13 protein-coding genes are annotated in these 16806 nt (G+C 46.1%); all 13 read left to right on the forward strand.

What is annotated here, in order from left to right; genetic code table 11:
• The coding region (locus L5L94_RS21525; protein ID WP_263164983.1) for an elongation factor Tu at positions 1-751 on the forward strand (751 nt) is incomplete at its 5' end.
• 261 nt (positions 752-1012) lie between these two features.
• The gene (gene secE, locus L5L94_RS21530) at positions 1013-1384 is read left to right on the forward strand and encodes a preprotein translocase subunit SecE (RefSeq protein WP_006083613.1); all 372 of its coding nucleotides are present in this window, start codon (positions 1013-1015) and stop codon (positions 1382-1384) included.
• Positions 1385-1393: 9 nt separating this feature from the next.
• On the forward strand, positions 1394-1945 hold the full coding sequence (nusG, locus tag L5L94_RS21535) for a transcription termination/antitermination protein NusG (protein ID WP_105251029.1): 552 nt from the start codon (positions 1394-1396) through the stop codon (positions 1943-1945).
• Between the two features lie 127 nt (positions 1946-2072).
• On the forward strand, positions 2073-2501 hold the full coding sequence (gene rplK / locus L5L94_RS21540) for a 50S ribosomal protein L11 (RefSeq protein ID WP_006083611.1): 429 nt from the start codon (positions 2073-2075) through the stop codon (positions 2499-2501).
• A 4-nt stretch (positions 2502-2505) separates the two neighbouring features.
• The gene (gene rplA, locus L5L94_RS21545; protein ID WP_105251030.1) at positions 2506-3207 is read left to right on the forward strand and encodes a 50S ribosomal protein L1; all 702 of its coding nucleotides are present in this window, start codon (positions 2506-2508) and stop codon (positions 3205-3207) included.
• Positions 3208-3475: 268 nt separating this feature from the next.
• Complete coding sequence (gene rplJ / locus L5L94_RS21550) at positions 3476-3976, forward strand: 50S ribosomal protein L10 (protein ID WP_006083609.1); 501 nt, start codon at positions 3476-3478, stop codon at positions 3974-3976.
• Between the two features lie 54 nt (positions 3977-4030).
• A complete protein-coding gene (gene rplL / locus L5L94_RS21555; RefSeq protein WP_105251031.1) occupies positions 4031-4396 on the forward strand; it encodes a 50S ribosomal protein L7/L12 in 366 nt (121 codons plus the stop codon).
• Positions 4397-4639: 243 nt separating this feature from the next.
• Positions 4640-8671: a DNA-directed RNA polymerase subunit beta gene (rpoB, locus tag L5L94_RS21560; RefSeq protein ID WP_105251032.1), complete on the forward strand. Its 4032-nt coding sequence runs from the start codon at positions 4640-4642 to the stop codon at positions 8669-8671.
• A gap of 84 nt (positions 8672-8755) precedes the next feature.
• A complete protein-coding gene (rpoC, locus tag L5L94_RS21565; protein WP_105251033.1) occupies positions 8756-12973 on the forward strand; it encodes a DNA-directed RNA polymerase subunit beta' in 4218 nt (1405 codons plus the stop codon).
• Between the two features lie 179 nt (positions 12974-13152).
• On the forward strand, positions 13153-13527 hold the full coding sequence (gene rpsL, locus L5L94_RS21570) for a 30S ribosomal protein S12 (protein ID WP_006083605.1): 375 nt from the start codon (positions 13153-13155) through the stop codon (positions 13525-13527).
• Between the two features lie 81 nt (positions 13528-13608).
• Positions 13609-14079, forward strand: coding sequence for a 30S ribosomal protein S7 (rpsG, locus tag L5L94_RS21575; protein ID WP_011787570.1), 471 nt, complete (start codon positions 13609-13611; stop codon positions 14077-14079).
• 78 nt (positions 14080-14157) lie between these two features.
• The gene (gene fusA, locus L5L94_RS21580) at positions 14158-16254 is read left to right on the forward strand and encodes an elongation factor G (protein ID WP_263165000.1); all 2097 of its coding nucleotides are present in this window, start codon (positions 14158-14160) and stop codon (positions 16252-16254) included.
• A gap of 72 nt (positions 16255-16326) precedes the next feature.
• A partial coding sequence (locus tag L5L94_RS21585) for a GTP-binding protein (RefSeq protein ID WP_263165002.1) occupies positions 16327-16806 on the forward strand: 480 nt, incomplete at its 3' end.

A 16806-nucleotide genomic window follows, 5' to 3' on the forward strand; every position in this document is an offset into this window, starting at 1 on the left:
GTTACTGGAATTGGTTGAAATGGAAGTGCGTGAACTTCTGTCAGAATACGATTTCCCAGGTGATGATTTACCAGTAATCCAAGGTTCAGCTCTGAAGGCCCTAGAAGGTCAACCAGAGTGGGAAGCTAAGATCCTTGAATTAGCCGCAGCACTGGATTCTTACATTCCAGAACCACAACGTGACATCGATAAGCCGTTCCTACTGCCAATCGAAGACGTATTCTCAATTTCAGGCCGTGGTACAGTAGTTACTGGTCGTGTTGAGCGTGGTATTGTTAAAGTGGGTGACGAAGTTGAAATCGTTGGTGTTCGCACAACGACTAAAACAACGTGTACTGGTGTAGAAATGTTCCGTAAACTGCTTGACGAAGGTCGTGCAGGCGAGAACTGTGGTGTGTTATTACGTGGTACTAAGCGTGATGACGTAGAACGTGGTCAAGTATTGGCTAAACCAGGTTCAATCAACCCACACACGACTTTTGAATCAGAAGTTTATGTTCTGTCAAAAGAAGAAGGCGGACGTCACACTCCATTCTTCAAAGGCTACCGTCCACAGTTCTACTTCCGTACAACTGACGTAACCGGTACTATCGAACTGCCAGAAGGCGTAGAGATGGTAATGCCTGGCGACAACATCAAAATGGTAGTGACTCTGATTTGCCCAATCGCGATGGACGAAGGTTTACGCTTCGCAATCCGTGAAGGTGGTCGTACAGTTGGTGCTGGTGTAGTAGCTAAAATCATCGCTTAATTGCGATAGAAATTAGTTTGAAAAGGAAGCTTCGGCTTCCTTTTTTGTTTAAGTGGATTATTTCATAGGTTTTGTGGTTTGCATGGGATTCGCATCCTTGCTTACAAAGTCGAATAAGAATACAATCTATGGCCGATTTTTGACCCTGAGCTTATGCTATTTTGCGTTTCTAAGGGTGTTCGGAAATGCAGAGTGATGTGGGATTATGCCCGTCAATTAATGTGCTCTAAGCTCAGGCCGTATTGAGTAACGGAAAAACCGATGACAACAAATACTGAAAACCAGAACAATTCTCTGGATATCGTGAAGTGGGGTTTAGTGATTGTATTGCTAGCCGCTGCTGTTATTGGCAATCAAATGTATAGCGAAGCCAGTGCCGTCATACGTGCGCTTAGTGTTATCGTTGCATTCGCTATTGCTGGTTTTATTGCGCTTCAGACTGTAAAAGGTAAAAAAGCGTTAGCTTTTGCCCGTGAAGCGCATATCGAAGTGCGCAAGGTTGTATGGCCGACGCGTCAAGAAGCGCTAAACACCACTTTTATTGTCCTTGCAGCAACAGGTATCTTAGCTCTTATCCTTTGGGGTATGGATGCTGTGTTAATGCGAATTGTCAATTTTATCACTGGCGTATAGGCACCTCGAATGACTGAAGCTAAAGAAGCTAAAAAAAGATGGTATGTAGTGCAGGCATTCTCAGGCTATGAAGGCCGAGTTTGTAAGTCACTGATTGAATATATTAAAATGCATGGCATGGAAGCATACTTCGGTGAAGTATTGGTTCCGACTGAAGAAGTCATCGAAATGCGTGCAGGTCAGCGTCGCAAGAGCGAACGTAAGTTTTTCCCTGGCTATGTGTTAGTCCAGATGGAAATGAACGATGACAGCTGGCATTTAGTCAAAAGCATCCCGCGTGTTTTAGGCTTTATTGGCGGAACGTCTGATCGTCCTGCCCCAATTTCAGATAAAGAAGCTGATGCAATTCTGCGTCGCTTACAAGAAACGACAGCGTCACCGACTCATAGAACTATATTTGAGCCTGGTGAAGTGGTACGTGTGTGTGATGGTCCATTTGCTGACTTTAACGGCACCGTTGAAGAAGTGGATTATGACAAGAGCCGCGTGAAAGTATCAGTGATGATCTTTGGTCGTTCTACGCCTGTTGAACTTGATTTTAGTCAAGTTGAAAAAGGCTGATTAAATAAACTACAAAATCCGTTTGGCAACGGGTGCGAATTTCTATATAATTCGCACCCGTTGTTTTCGGGGGAGCATGTCAGCATGTCGCTGATGCGCGTTTGAACCCAAACTGAGGAAATGTCAGATGGCAAAGAAGATTGATGCTTATATTAAGCTACAAGTAAAATCCGGTTCTGCGAACCCATCACCACCAGTTGGTCCAGCTTTGGGTCAAAAAGGTGTGAACATCATGGAATTCTGTAAAGCGTTTAACGCCCGTACAGAAAAAATGGAAAAAGGCATGCCTATTCCAGTCGTGATCACTGTTTACAGTGACCGTTCATTCACTTTTGAAACTAAGACTTCTCCAGCGTCTTACTTACTGAAGACTGCTGCAGGCCTGAAATCAGGTTCTCCACGTCCAAACACTCAGAAAGTGGGTACTATCGCTCGCGCTAAAGTTCAAGAAATTGCTGAACTGAAAGCTGCCGATATGACTGGTGCTGACATTGAAGCGATGACTCGCTCAATCGAAGGTACTGCGCGTTCAATGGGTTTGGTTGTAGAGGATTAATATAATGGCAAAGCTAACTAAACGCATGCGCGTAATTCGCGAAAAAGTTGACGGTACTAAAAGCTACGATATCAACGAAGCTGTTGCTCTGTTAAAAGAATTAGCAACTGCAAAATTCGTTGAAAGTGTAGACGTAGCAGTTAACCTGGGTATTGACCCACGTAAATCTGACCAAAACGTTCGTGGTGCAACAGTGTTGCCACACGGTACTGGTCGTGACGTTCGCGTTGCAGTATTTACACAAGGTGCAAATGCTGAAGCTGCTAAAGCTGCTGGCGCTGAGCTAGTTGGTATGGATGATCTGGCTGAGAAAATCAAAGCCGGTGAAATGAACTTTGACGTAGTTATCGCATCTCCAGATGCAATGCGCGTTGTTGGTATGTTAGGTCAAATCTTAGGCCCACGTGGTTTAATGCCTAACCCTAAAACAGGTACAGTAACGCCAAACGTTGCTGAAGCTGTTAAGAACGCCAAAGCGGGTCAAGTTCGTTACCGTAACGACAAGAACGGTATTATCCACACTACTATCGGTAAAGTGGATTTCACACCAGTTCAATTGAAAGAAAACTTGGAAGCGTTAGTGTCAGCACTGAAAAAGGCTAAGCCTGCAGTTGCTAAAGGCATTTTCGTGAAAAAGATCAGCATCTCTACCACTATGGGTGCAGGTGTTGCAGTTGATCAAGCTACGCTTGAAACAACTCTATAATTTTACAAAGCGGGTGCATTAGTCTATAATGCGCGCACTTTGTGGGTTGAAGCCTGTTTTATCTTCCGTTTAAGCGGAGTTTAACTCAGGTTTCCGTCCAAGACCGCAGGTGTTTTTTGTAAAAATAACTTAATTTCCTGCGTAGACGGTGTCAGGCCCCAGCTAAAATTTTTTACTGGATAATCTGCACCGTAAGTCACTAAATACATAAGTATTTAGTATGGTAAATACTAGGGAATACCCTAGGTAGAATCCAGGAGTAAAGCCAATGGCATTAAGACTCGAAGACAAAAAAGCGATTGTTGCTGAAGTCAACGAAGCTGCCAAAGGTGCGCTATCTGCAGTTGCCGCTGATTCTCGCGGTGTGACTGTAGGTGCTATGACCGGTCTGCGTAAAAAAGCTCGCGAAGCTGGTGTATATGTACGTGTAGTACGTAACACGCTAGCTCGTCGTGCTGTTGAAGGTACTGCTTTTGAGTGCCTAGCAGAAACGTTCACTGGCCCAACTTTGATTGCTTTTTCTTTAGAGCACCCAGGTGCTGCAGCACGTCTGTTAAAAGACTTTGCTAAAGAACAAGCTAACTTCGAAGTTAAAGGCGCAGCCTTTGAAGGGAATTTCATCCCTGCAGCTGAAATTGATCGTTTGGCGAAACTGCCAACATACGAAGAAGCACTAGCTCAGTTAATGATGACTATGAAAGAAGCATCTGCTGGCAAGTTCGTTCGTACACTGGCCGCCCTGCGCGATCAAAAACAAGAAGCCGCTTAATTTCAAGCTGGCTGCTTAATAAAATTGAATTCAGAACAATAGGAAACATTTGTTATGTCTATCACTAAAGACCAAATCTTAGAAGCCTTTGCAGCTATGTCTGTAATGGAAGTTGTTGAACTGATCGAAGCTATGGAAGAGAAGTTCGGCGTTTCTGCCGCTGCTGCTGTTGTTTCTGGCGGTGCAGAAGCAGTTGTTGTTGAAGAACAAACAGAATTCAACGTAGTTCTGACTGCTCACGGCGACAACAAAGTTGCAGTTATTAAAGCCATCCGTGGCGCAACTGGTTTAGGCCTGAAAGAAGCTAAAGCTATGTCTGAAGCTGCTCCAGTAGCAGTTAAAGAAGGCGTTTCTAAAGAAGAAGCTGAAGCTCTGAAGAAAGAACTTACTGAAGCTGGTGCTTCTGTAGAAATTAAGTAAGCTATTATGTAGCTTGCTCACCCAAGCCACTTGGGTGGAGGCTGGCGGTTTTTTAACCGTCGGCCTTTTTTGCGCTATATGCGCTGGCGATTTTTTTTCACCGTTTGTCGCCAAATTTTGCAGTCCCTAGCAGAGATTACTGGTTAGGTTCTTGCCATCAACGGTGATGGGCAAACGTGCTGAATTTTAATAACTTAAGTTATTTATTCAGTCTTGGTCACATCTCGTAAGCAGAGGAAACCCATGGTTTACTCCTATTCTGAAAAGAAGCGTATTCGCAAAGACTTTGGTAAGCGTCCAAAAGTTTTGGATATCCCTTATTTATTGTCTATCCAGCTAGACTCTTTTAAGAAGTTCACCGATCAAGATCCTACCGGTGAGCGCGGTTTAGAAGCCGCCTTCCGTAGCGTTTTTCCCATCAAGAGCTTTTCTGGTAACTCAGAACTGCAATACGTCAGCTATAAGCTTGGCGAGCCTGTTTTTGATGTGAAAGAGTGTCAGATCCGTGGTGTTACGTATTCAGCTCCACTACGCGTTAAATTACGCATGGTGTTGTATGACCGTGAAGCAGCGGCGGGCACAGTAAAAGATATTAAAGAACAAGAAGTCTACATGGGTGATATCCCATTGATGACGGATAACGGTACTTTTGTTATCAACGGTACTGAGCGTGTAATCGTATCTCAATTACACCGTTCTCCAGGCGTGTTCTTTGATCATGACCGTGGTAAAACCCACTCATCAGGTAAGGTGCTGTATAACGCACGTATTATTCCTTACCGTGGTTCATGGCTTGACTTTGAATTCGATCCTAAAGATGCACTATTTGTGCGTATTGACCGTCGCCGCAAACTGCCTGCGACCATCATGTTACGTGCATTAGAATATTCTACTCAAGAGATCCTCGATCTGTTCTTCGAACGCGTTGAGTTCAAGATCAAGAAAGATACTCTGGTCATGTCTTTGGTGCCTGAACGTCTGCGTGGCGAAACTGCCAGCTATGACATCAAGGATGCTGAAGGTTCTGTACTGGTTGAAGCGGGACGTCGTATTACTGCGCGTCACATTCGTCAGTTAGAAAAGACTAATACCACTGAGCTTGAAGTGCCAGTTGAATATATCGTGGGCAAATATGCTGCTCAAGATTATATCGATCCGGACACAGGTGAAGTTTTAGTCTCTGCCAACAGTGAAATTAGCTTAGAAGATCTGGCTAAACTATCATTGGCCGGTATTAAAGATATCAGCACGTTGTATATCAACGAGCTAGATCATGGTGCTTATATTTCAGATACGCTGCGTATCGATTCAACCACTAACCGCTTAGAAGCGCTGGTTGAGATCTATCGTATGATGCGTCCTGGCGAGCCACCAACCAAAGATGCTGCCGAAGCGCTATTCCAGAACTTGTTCTTCAGTGAAGAGCGTTATGACCTGTCTAAAGTAGGTCGTATGAAGTTCAACCGTCGTCTCAGCATTCCTGATGACGAAGGTAGCGGTGTATTGTCTAAAGAAGACATCGTCGCGGTAATGAAGAACATCATTCATATCCGTAACGGTTTCGACGAAGTCGATGACATCGATCACTTAGGTAACCGTCGTATTCGTAGCGTCGGTGAAATGGCTGAAAACCAATTCCGTGTTGGTTTAGTCCGTGTTGAGCGCGCCGTGCGGGAACGTCTGTCTTTAGGCGATCTGAACGAGCTGATGCCACAAGACTTGATCAACGCTAAGCCAATTTCTGCTGCAGTGAAAGAGTTCTTCGGTTCTTCTCAGCTGTCACAATTCATGGACCAAAACAACCCGCTGTCAGAAGTAACGCATAAGCGTCGTATTTCTGCACTTGGCCCTGGTGGTTTGACTCGTGAACGTGCAGGCTTCGAAGTCCGTGACGTACATCCAACGCATTATGGTCGTTTATGTCCAATTGAGACCCCTGAAGGTCCAAACATTGGTCTAATCAACTCATTAGCAAGTTTTGCCCGTACTAACTCTTACGGCTTCCTAGAAACGCCATACCGCAAGGTTATCGACGGCGTGATTACTGACGAAGTGGAATACTTGTCAGCAATCGAAGAAGGTCGTTATGTGATTGCACAGGCGAACATCGAAGTTGACGCTAGCGGTCGTATGGCAGAAGAGCAAATTGCTTGTCGTCATAAAGGTGAATCGACCTTTATGCGCGCTGCTGACATCCAGTATATGGACGTTTCGCCACAACAGATTATTTCTGTTGCTGCGTCACTGATCCCGTTCTTAGAACACGACGATGCTAACCGTGCCTTGATGGGTGCGAACATGCAACGTCAAGCCGTACCCACACTGCGCTCTGAAAAGCCGCTAGTAGGTACTGGTATTGAACGTACTTTGGCTGTTGACTCTGGTGTTGTGGTTGTTGCTAAACGTGGTGGTTTTGTAGACTACGTTGATGCGAGCCGCATCGTTGTTAAAGTAAATGAAGATGAGCTGCGCCCAGGCGAAGCCGGTATCGACATTTATAACCTGACTAAATACACCCGTTCTAACCAAAACACTTGTATCAACCAACGCCCTTGTTGTGCTGTTGGTGAGCCAGTCGTTCGTGGTGACGTGTTAGCAGACGGTCCGTCTACTGACTTAGGTGACTTAGCCCTTGGCCAGAACATGCGTATCGCATTCATGCCTTGGAACGGTTACAACTTCGAAGACTCGATCTTAATTTCTGAGCGTGTAGCGCAAGAAGACCGTTTCACCACTATCCACATTCAGGAGCTGTCTTGTATTGCTCGTGATACCAAACTGGGTAGCGAAGAAATTACGGCTGATATTCCAAACGTAGGTGAATCTGCTCTGTCGAAACTCGACGAGTCAGGTATCGTTTACATTGGTGCAGAAGTGAAGGGTGGCGATATTCTGGTTGGTAAAGTGACGCCAAAAGGCGAAACACAGCTAACGCCAGAAGAGAAGTTACTCCGTGCTATCTTCGGTGAGAAAGCGTCTGATGTTAAAGACAGTTCACTGCGTGTTCCTAACTCTGTTAAGGGCACTATCATCGACGTTCAGGTATTTACCCGTGACGGCGTTGAAAAAGACAAGCGTGCAGTTGAAATCGAAGAGATGCACATTGCCCAAGCTCGTAAAGACTTAGGCGAAGAGTTCAAGATTCTTGAAGAAGGTGTATTGAGCCGTGCGCGTAACCTGTTAATCGGTGCTGGTTTCACTGAAGCGCAAATTGCTGCGTTGCCACGTAAAGATGTATTGGTTCAAGTCATTGACGATGAAGCAAAACAAACTGAACTTGAGCAATTAGCTGAACAGCATGAAGAGCTGAAAGCTGACTTCGATAAGAAGTTTGAAATCAAACGTCGTAAGATCACCCAAGGTGATGACTTGGCGCCAGGCGTACTCAAGATCGTTAAGGTTTACTTAGCGGTTAAGCGTACTATCCAACCTGGTGACAAGATGGCGGGTCGTCACGGTAACAAGGGTGTTATCTCTAAGATTTGCCCAATCGAAGACATGCCATATGACGAACAAGGTAACCCAGTAGACATCGTATTGAACCCGCTAGGTGTTCCATCACGTATGAACATTGGTCAGGTACTTGAAGTCCATATGGGCGCCGCTGCCAAAGGCATTGGTAACAAGATCACTGCGATGCTTGAAGAACAGCGTGAGCTGGCTGAAGTTCGTGGTTACATCAAGCAAGTTTATGAATTAGGTGACGAAGTGCAGCAGCGCGTCGATATCGATTCATTCACTGATGATGAAGTATTACGTCTTGCGACTAACCTGAAAGGCGGTATCCCGATTGCAACTCCTGCATTCGACGGTGCTAAAGAGAAAGAGATCAAGCAGATGCTTGAACTTGCAGGTTTGCCAACCTCTGGTCAGTTGAAGTTGTTTGATGGTCGTACCGGTAACGAATTTGAGCGTCAAGTAACGGTAGGTTACATGTACATGCTCAAACTGAACCACTTAGTTGATGACAAGATGCACGCCCGTTCTACCGGTTCGTACAGCTTAGTGACTCAACAACCACTGGGCGGTAAAGCTCAGTTCGGTGGTCAGCGTTTCGGTGAGATGGAAGTGTGGGCACTAGAAGCATACGGTGCCGCTTATACGCTTCAAGAAATGCTCACTGTTAAATCGGATGACGTTAACGGTCGTACTCAGATGTATAAGAACATCGTCGACGGTAACCATCAGATGCAACCTGGCATGCCAGAGTCCTTCAACGTGTTACTGAAGGAGATCCGTTCACTCGGTATTAATATCGAGTTGGATCAGGCATAAGCGCAGGCCTTTAGCCGCGTTTGGCAAACAGAATGGTGCTCCGTGCAAGCGGAGCACCCGGTTTAACTCCTTCAGGAGAGAAACGTGAAAGACTTATTAAAGTTTCTGAAACAGCAAAGCAAGACTGAAGAATTTAACGGCATCAAAATTGGTCTGGCATCGCCTGATCTGATCCGTTCTTGGTCTTTTGGTGAAGTTAAGAAGCCAGAAACCATCAACTACCGTACCTTCAAGCCTGAGCGTGAAGGTCTGTTCTGTGCGCGTATCTTTGGCCCAGTCAAAGATTACGAATGTTTGTGCGGTAAGTACAAACGTTTGAAGCACCGTGGTGTTATTTGTGAAAAGTGTGGCGTTGAAGTAACCCAAACTAAAGTACGTCGTGAGCGTATGGGTCACATTGAACTGGCTAGCCCAGTTGCGCACATTTGGTTCTTAAAATCACTGCCGTCACGTATTGGCTTAATGCTGGATATGACGCTGCGTGATATCGAACGCGTACTGTATTTTGAATCATTTGTCGTGATCGAGCCTGGCATGACCAGCCTTGAACGTGGCCAAATGCTGACAGAAGAAACTTATCTGGATGCATTAGAAGAATACGGTGATGAGTTCGAAGCTAAAATGGGTGCCGAAGCAGTGCTTGAACTGTTACGTGCTATCGATTTAGCGAAAGAAATCGAACAAATGCGTGAAGAATTGCCTTCAATCAATTCTGAGACTCGTCGCAAGAAAGTGACTAAACGTCTTAAGTTGATGGAAGCATTCTACACTTCAGGCAACAAGCCTGAGTGGATGATCTTAAAAGTACTGCCTGTGTTACCACCTGACTTACGTCCGTTGGTACCGCTCGATGGCGGCCGCTTCGCGACTTCAGATCTTAACGACCTGTATCGCCGCGTGATCAACCGTAACAACCGTTTGAAGCGTCTGTTAGATTTAGCTGCGCCAGACATTATCGTACGCAACGAAAAGCGTATGTTACAAGAGTCTGTTGATGCGCTATTAGATAACGGTCGTCGTGGTCGTGCTATTACCGGTTCTAACAAGCGTCCTCTGAAATCTTTGGCTGATATGATCAAAGGTAAGCAAGGTCGTTTCCGTCAGAACTTATTGGGTAAGCGCGTCGACTATTCTGGTCGTTCGGTCATTACCGTGGGTCCTACTCTACGTCTGCACCAATGTGGTCTTCCTAAGAAGATGGCACTGGAACTGTTCAAGCCATTCATCTATGGCAAGCTAGAAGGTCGTGGCTTAGCGACTACCATCAAAGCGGCTAAGAAGATGGTTGAGCGTGAAGTAGCGGAAGTTTGGGACGTTCTGGATGAAGTGATCCGCGAACATCCAGTGATGCTCAACCGTGCACCAACACTGCACAGACTGGGTATCCAAGCGTTCGAACCTGTACTGATTGAAGGTAAAGCCATCCAGTTACACCCACTCGTTTGTGCGGCATACAACGCCGACTTCGACGGTGACCAAATGGCGGTACACGTACCGTTAACACTGGAAGCGCAGCTTGAAGCCCGTGCCCTGATGATGTCTACCAACAACATCCTGTCACCAGCCAACGGCGAGCCTGTTATCACCCCGTCTCAAGACGTGGTATTGGGTCTGTACTACACCAGCCGTGAGCGTATTAACGGCCGTGGTGAAGGTATGGCATTTATGTCTGTTGCTGAAGTTGAAAAAGCTTATGCAACTGGCGCTGCTGAACTGCATGCCCGCGTTAAAGTGCGTATCACTGAAACCATTATTGGTGATGATGGTGAGCGCACTGAACAACGCCGTATCGTTGATACGACTGTGGGTCGTGCTCTGCTGTCACTTATTCTGCCAGCAGGTTTGTCATTTGATCTGGTTAACCAGAACATGGGCAAAAAGCAGATCTCTAAACTGTTGAACACCTGTTATCGTCAACTGGGTCTGAAAGATACTGTTATCTTCGCTGACCAATTGATGTATACCGGTTTCCGTTTTGCAACCATCTCTGGTGCCTCTGTCGGTATCGATGACATGGTTATTCCAGACGAGAAATACACCTTAGTTGCTGATGCAGAAGCGGAAGTTCTTGAAATTCAAGAGCAGTTCCAATCTGGTCTGGTCACAGCCGGTGAGCGTTACAACAAAGTTATCGATATCTGGGCAAGTGCCAACGAAAAAGTTTCTAAAGCTATGATGGAAAACCTGTCAACTGAGACAGTGATTAACCGTGATGGTGTTGAAGAGAAACAAGCCTCGTTTAACAGCATCTATATGATGGCTGACTCAGGCGCTCGTGGTAGTGCTGCACAGATCCGTCAGTTGGCGGGTATGCGTGGTCTGATGGCTAAGCCAGACGGCTCAATCATCGAAACGCCAATTACCGCTAACTTCCGTGAAGGTCTAAACGTACTCCAGTACTTTATTTCTACTCACGGTGCGCGTAAAGGTCTAGCCGATACGGCATTGAAGACAGCGAACTCGGGTTACCTGACTCGTCGTCTTGTAGACGTTGCACAAGATTTAGTGGTTATCGAAGACGATTGTGGTACTCACGAAGGTCTAACCATGAAACCGCTGATTGAAGGTGGTGATGTGGTTGAGCCGTTACGTGAACGCGTACTGGGTCGTGTGGTTGCGATTGATGTGTTCTATCCCGGCACTGAAGACGTATTAGCACCACGTAACACGCTACTCGACGAAGCATGGTGTGACAAGTTAGAAGAGCATTCAATCGACGAAGTGATTGTACGTTCTGTTATTTCTTGTGATACCGATTTCGGGGTGTGTGCAGCTTGTTACGGTCGTGACTTGGCTCGTGGTCATATTATTAACCACGGTGAAGCCATCGGTGTTGTGGCAGCACAATCTATCGGTGAACCAGGTACACAGTTAACGATGCGTACGTTCCACATCGGTGGTGCGGCATCTAGAGCGTCTGCAGAAAACAATGTCCAAGTGAAAAACTCGGGTTCATTGAAACTGCATAATGCTAAGCATGTTACTAACAGTGACGGCAAACTGGTTATCGTTTCTCGTTCTTCTGAACTGGCCGTTATTGACGAGCTGGGTCGTGAGAAAGAGCGTTATAAAGTGCCATACGGTACTGTGCTCGAGAAGCTAGAAGAAGCGGCTGTTGAAGCGGGCGATGTTATCGCTAACTGGGATCCACATACTCACCCAATCATTTCTGAAGTGGCGGGTAGTATCAAGTTCGTAGACATGATTGACGGTGTCACTATGACACGTCAAACAGACGAACTAACGGGTCTGTCATCAATCGTGATCCTTGACGTTGGTCAGCGTGGTACTGCGGGTAAAGAAATGCGCCCAATGATCCGTCTGCTTGGCGCTAATGGTGCTGACTTGATGATCCCAGGTACTGAAGTTCCAGCACAGTACTTCTTACCAGGTAGTGCGATCGTTAACTTAGAAGATAACGCGCAAATCAACGTGGGTGACGCATTAGCTCGTATTCCTCAGGAATCGTCTAAAACACGCGACATCACCGGTGGTCTGCCACGCGTTGCTGACTTGTTCGAAGCGCGTAAGCCAAAAGAGCCTGCTATTCTGGCGGAAATCTCTGGTACCATCTCGTTTGGTAAAGAGACCAAAGGTAAGCGTCGTTTGGTGATTACACCTGCTGATGGCGGCGATCATTATGAAGAGATGATCCCTAAGTGGCGTAACTTAAACGTGTTCGAAGGTGAAAAAGTCGAACGCGGTGAAGTTATCGCTGACGGTCCAGAAGCTGCGCACGACATTCTGCGTCTTCGTGGTATCCACAACGTAGCTAACTACATTGTGAACGAAGTACAGGACGTTTACCGTCTGCAAGGCGTGAAGATCAACGATAAGCATATCGAAGTGATCATCCGTCAGATGCTGCGTAAGTGTCTTATCACTTCTGCCGGTGACACTGACTTCCTCGAAGGGGAACAAGCTGAAGTGTCACGCGTGAAGATCGCTAACCGCGAACTGATCGCCCAAGGTAAAGTGCCTGCGACCTTTGAACGTGAACTACTGGGTATTACTAAAGCATCTCTGGCAACAGAATCCTTTATCTCAGCAGCATCGTTCCAAGAAACCACGCGCGTACTGACCGAAGCCGCCGTAGGTGGTAAGAGCGATCAATTACGTGGTCTGAAAGAAAACGTTATCGTTGGCCGACTGATCCCAGCCGGTACTGGTTACGCTTATCACAAGACTCGTAATGAAGCGCGTGCGAAGAAAAACGAACCTGTAGTAGTGAACAAGATCACTGCAAGTGAAGCCGAACAGAACTTGGCCGATCTCTTAAACTTGGCTGGTAGCCAAGATTAAGTAATAAGTTTGTTATAAAAAGGCGCCTATGGCGCCTTTTTTCTTGTAATATGCCGCAAAAGTTGGCTATTTCTTGACAGTCAGGCATTACCTTTCTAAAATTCCGCGTCCCACCATTGTGGGATATAGATTTTTCACACCTTATCGTTGAGTTTGATTCAACTGACTCGGAGCTATACATGGCAACTGTAAACCAGTTGGTACGTAAGCCACGCGCGCCAAAAGTCGACAAGACTAACGTGCCTGCGTTGAATGCGTGCCCGCAAAAACGTGGTGTTTGTACACGTGTGTACACTACTACCCCTAAAAAACCTAACTCTGCACTACGTAAAGTAGCTCGTGTGCGTCTAACTAACGGTTTCGAAGTTACTTCGTATATCGGCGGTGAAGGCCACAACCTGCAGGAACATAGCGTGATCTTAATCCGTGGTGGTCGTGTTAAAGACTTACCAGGTGTGCGTTATCACACTATTCGTGGCGCATTAGACTGTGCAGGCGTGACTTCACGTCGCCAAAGCCGTTCTAAATACGGTGCTAAGCGTCCTAAGTCTTAACTTATCCGTTAAGTAAGGCCAAGCTAGTTTTATTTTGAGAATTCCAGTTTTGGAAATCCCTGAAGCATACGGAGAATTGTTATGCCAAGACGTCGCGTTGTAGGACAACGTAAAATCCTACCAGATCCAAAGTTTCACAGTGAGTTGCTGGCTAAGTTCATCAACGTCATTATGCAAGACGGCAAAAAGTCGACTGCAGAAAAAATTATTTACAAGGCACTAGATGTTGTCGCTGAAAAGAAAAGCGAAAACCATTTAGTTATCCTTGAAGCAGCCCTGGACAACGTTCGCCCATCAGTCGAAGTTAAATCTCGTCGCGTTGGTGGTTCTACGTACCAGGTACCATGTGAAGTTCGTCCTGTGCGTCGTAACGCACTGGCGATGCGCTGGTTAGTTGAAGCTGCTCGTAAGCGTGGTGAAAAATCTATGGCTTTACGTCTGGCAGGTGAAATGCTGGATGCGTCCGAAAACAAAGGTACTGCTGTTAAGAAGCGTGAAGACGTGCATCGCATGGCTGAAGCTAACAAAGCCTTTGCTCATTACCGTTGGTAATATGATGGTGTGGGCTTAGGCCCACACCATAGTTGTTGATATTGCCAAGACTTAGGTCTTGGTGGAGAGGGTATAATCGTGGCTCGTACAACCCCAATTGAGCGTTATCGTAATATCGGTATTTGTGCTCATGTTGACGCAGGTAAAACCACCACAACAGAACGTGTTCTGTTCTATACCGGTTTGTCTCATAAAATCGGTGAGGTGCATGACGGCGCCGCTACCACAGACTGGATGGTTCAAGAGCAAGAGCGTGGTATCACTATCACCTCGGCTGCGGTAACCACATTCTGGCGTGGTATGGATGCTCAATTCACTGAACACCGCATCAATATCATCGATACCCCTGGTCACGTTGACTTTACTATTGAAGTTGAACGGTCTCTGCGCGTCCTCGACGGTGCTGTTGTCGTTTTCTGTGGTTCATCTGGTGTTGAACCTCAGTCAGAAACAGTGTGGCGTCAAGCTGATAAATACCGCGTTCCACGTTTGGTATTTATCAACAAGATGGACCGTGCAGGTGCAGACTTTGAACGTGTAGTGAAGCAAATTAGAACTCGTCTTGGAGCCACTTGTGTGCCTATTCAATTGAATATTGGTGCAGAAGAAAACTTCAAAGGCGTGATCGACTTAATCAAGATGAAAGCAATTAACTGGAATGAATCAGACCAGGGTATGACTTTCACTTATGAGGAGATCCCTGCAGAGTTAGCAGCTAAAGCGGCTGAAATGCATGAGTATCTGGTTGAAGTGGCAGCCGAATCTTCGGATGAACTGATGGATAAGTACCTTGAAGAAGGCACGCTATCAGAAGACGAAATTAAAAAGGCGCTACGTCAGCGTACTATAAATAATGAAATCGTTTTAGCGACTTGTGGTTCTGCATTTAAGAACAAAGGCGTTCAAGCGGTACTTGATGCGGTTATTGAATTCTTGCCAGCGCCAATTGATGTGCCTCCAATTAAGGGCATCGATGAGAACGACCAAGAAGTAGAACGCCCATCAGATGACAATGCGCCTTTTGCTGCATTGGCATTTAAGATTGCTACAGATCCATTCGTAGGAACTTTGACCTTTATTCGCGTGTACTCAGGCGTACTCGAATCAGGTTCGGGCGTTTACAACTCTGTCAAACAGAAGCGTGAACGCGTAGGTCGCATGGTGCAAATGCACGCAAACGATCGCACTGAACTGAAAGAAGTCCGGGCTGGTGATATCGCAGCGGCGATTGGTCTAAAAGAAGTGACTACGGGTGATACGCTTTGTGATAACGATCATAGAGTGATCTTGGAACGTATGGAGTTCCCAGAGCCAGTAATTACCATTGCCGTTGAGCCTAAGTCAAAAGCCGATCAGGACAAAATGGGTATCGCGTTGCAAAAACTTGCAGCGGAAGATCCATCATTCCGAGTTGAAACTGACGAAGAATCATCACAAACTCTGATTTCGGGTATGGGTGAGTTACACTTAGACATCATCGTAGACCGTATGCGTCGCGAATTTGGTGTTGAATGTAACGTAGGTAAGCCACAAGTGGCCTACCGCGAAACTATCCGAGCTTCAGTAGAAGCTGAAGGTAAATTTGTACGCCAATCAGGTGGTCGTGGACAATTCGGTCACGTTTGGTTAAAACTAGAGCCTAATGAAGAAGGCGCTGGTTACAAATTTGTCAATGCTGTTGTGGGAGGTGTGATTCCTCGTGAATTCATTCCTGCGGTTGATAAAGGTATCCAAGAACAGATGAAGAATGGCGTTCTCGCTGGCTTCCCTGTGTTGGACGTGAAGGTCACTCTGTTCGATGGTTCATATCATGATGTGGACTCGAACGAGATGGCGTTCAAAATTGCAGGTTCTATGGGCTTCAAAAAGGGTGCGCTTGAAGCGAATCCGGCGTTGCTCGAACCTTGCATGAAAGTAGAAGTAACTACCCCTGAAAATTATATGGGTGACGTCGTTGGTGATTTGAACCGTCGTCGTGGCTTAATTGAAGGGATGGATGATGGCTTCGGTGGCATCAAAATAGTCCATGCTGTAGTGCCTCTTTCTGAAATGTTTGGTTATGCAACTGATTTGCGCTCTGCTACACAGGGTCGCGCTTCATACTCTATGGAGTTTTTGAAGTACTCTGATGCACCGCAAAACATTGCAAAAGCGATTATTGAATCTCGTAGCTAATATCCAGTTACGACATAAATGTTATTATGGTCCAGCACTGACTGGACTATTCTGAAAAGAAAGGAATATATCGTGGCAAAAGCTAAATTTGAACGTATTAAGCCTCACGTAAACGTGGGCACCATTGGTCACGTTGACCATGGTAAAACCACACTGACTGCAGCTATCTCTCACGTACTGGCTAAGACCTACGGTGGCGAAGCTAAAGACTTCTCTCAAATCGATAACGCTCCTGAAGAGCGTGAGCGCGGTATTACGATCAATACCTCTCACATCGAATATGACACGCCTTCACGTCACTACGCACACGTAGACTGCCCAGGCCACGCTGACTATGTTAAAAACATGATCACTGGTGCTGCACAGATGGACGGCGCGATTCTAGTAGTTGCCTCTACAGACGGTCCAATGCCACAGACTCGTGAGCACATCCTGCTTTCTCGTCAGGTTGGCGTACCTTTCATCATCGTGTTCATGAACAAATGTGACATGGTAGATGACGAAGAGTTACTGGAATTGGTTGAAATGGAAGTGCGTGAACTTCTGTCAGAA

Source organism: Shewanella sp. SM21, assembly GCF_025654335.1.
Taxonomy (GTDB): Bacteria; Pseudomonadota; Gammaproteobacteria; order Enterobacterales; family Shewanellaceae; genus Shewanella; species Shewanella oncorhynchi.

Bases quoted from the DNA above. Each gene is read 5' to 3' on its own strand.
- rpsL (WP_006083605.1), top strand. From the start codon at position 13,153: ATGGCAACTGTAAACCAGTTGGTACGTAAGCCACGCGCGCCAAAAGTC.
- secE (WP_006083613.1), top strand. From the start codon at position 1,013: ATGACAACAAATACTGAAAACCAGAACAATTCTCTGGATATCGTGAAG.
- rplJ (WP_006083609.1), top strand. From the start codon at position 3,476: ATGGCATTAAGACTCGAAGACAAAAAAGCGATTGTTGCTGAAGTCAAC.
- rplK (WP_006083611.1), top strand. From the start codon at position 2,073: ATGGCAAAGAAGATTGATGCTTATATTAAGCTACAAGTAAAATCCGGT.
- rplA (WP_105251030.1), top strand. From the start codon at position 2,506: ATGGCAAAGCTAACTAAACGCATGCGCGTAATTCGCGAAAAAGTTGAC.
- rplL (WP_105251031.1), top strand. From the start codon at position 4,031: ATGTCTATCACTAAAGACCAAATCTTAGAAGCCTTTGCAGCTATGTCT.
- rpsG (WP_011787570.1), top strand. From the start codon at position 13,609: ATGCCAAGACGTCGCGTTGTAGGACAACGTAAAATCCTACCAGATCCA.
- nusG (WP_105251029.1), top strand. From the start codon at position 1,394: ATGACTGAAGCTAAAGAAGCTAAAAAAAGATGGTATGTAGTGCAGGCA.
- rpoB (WP_105251032.1), top strand. From the start codon at position 4,640: ATGGTTTACTCCTATTCTGAAAAGAAGCGTATTCGCAAAGACTTTGGT.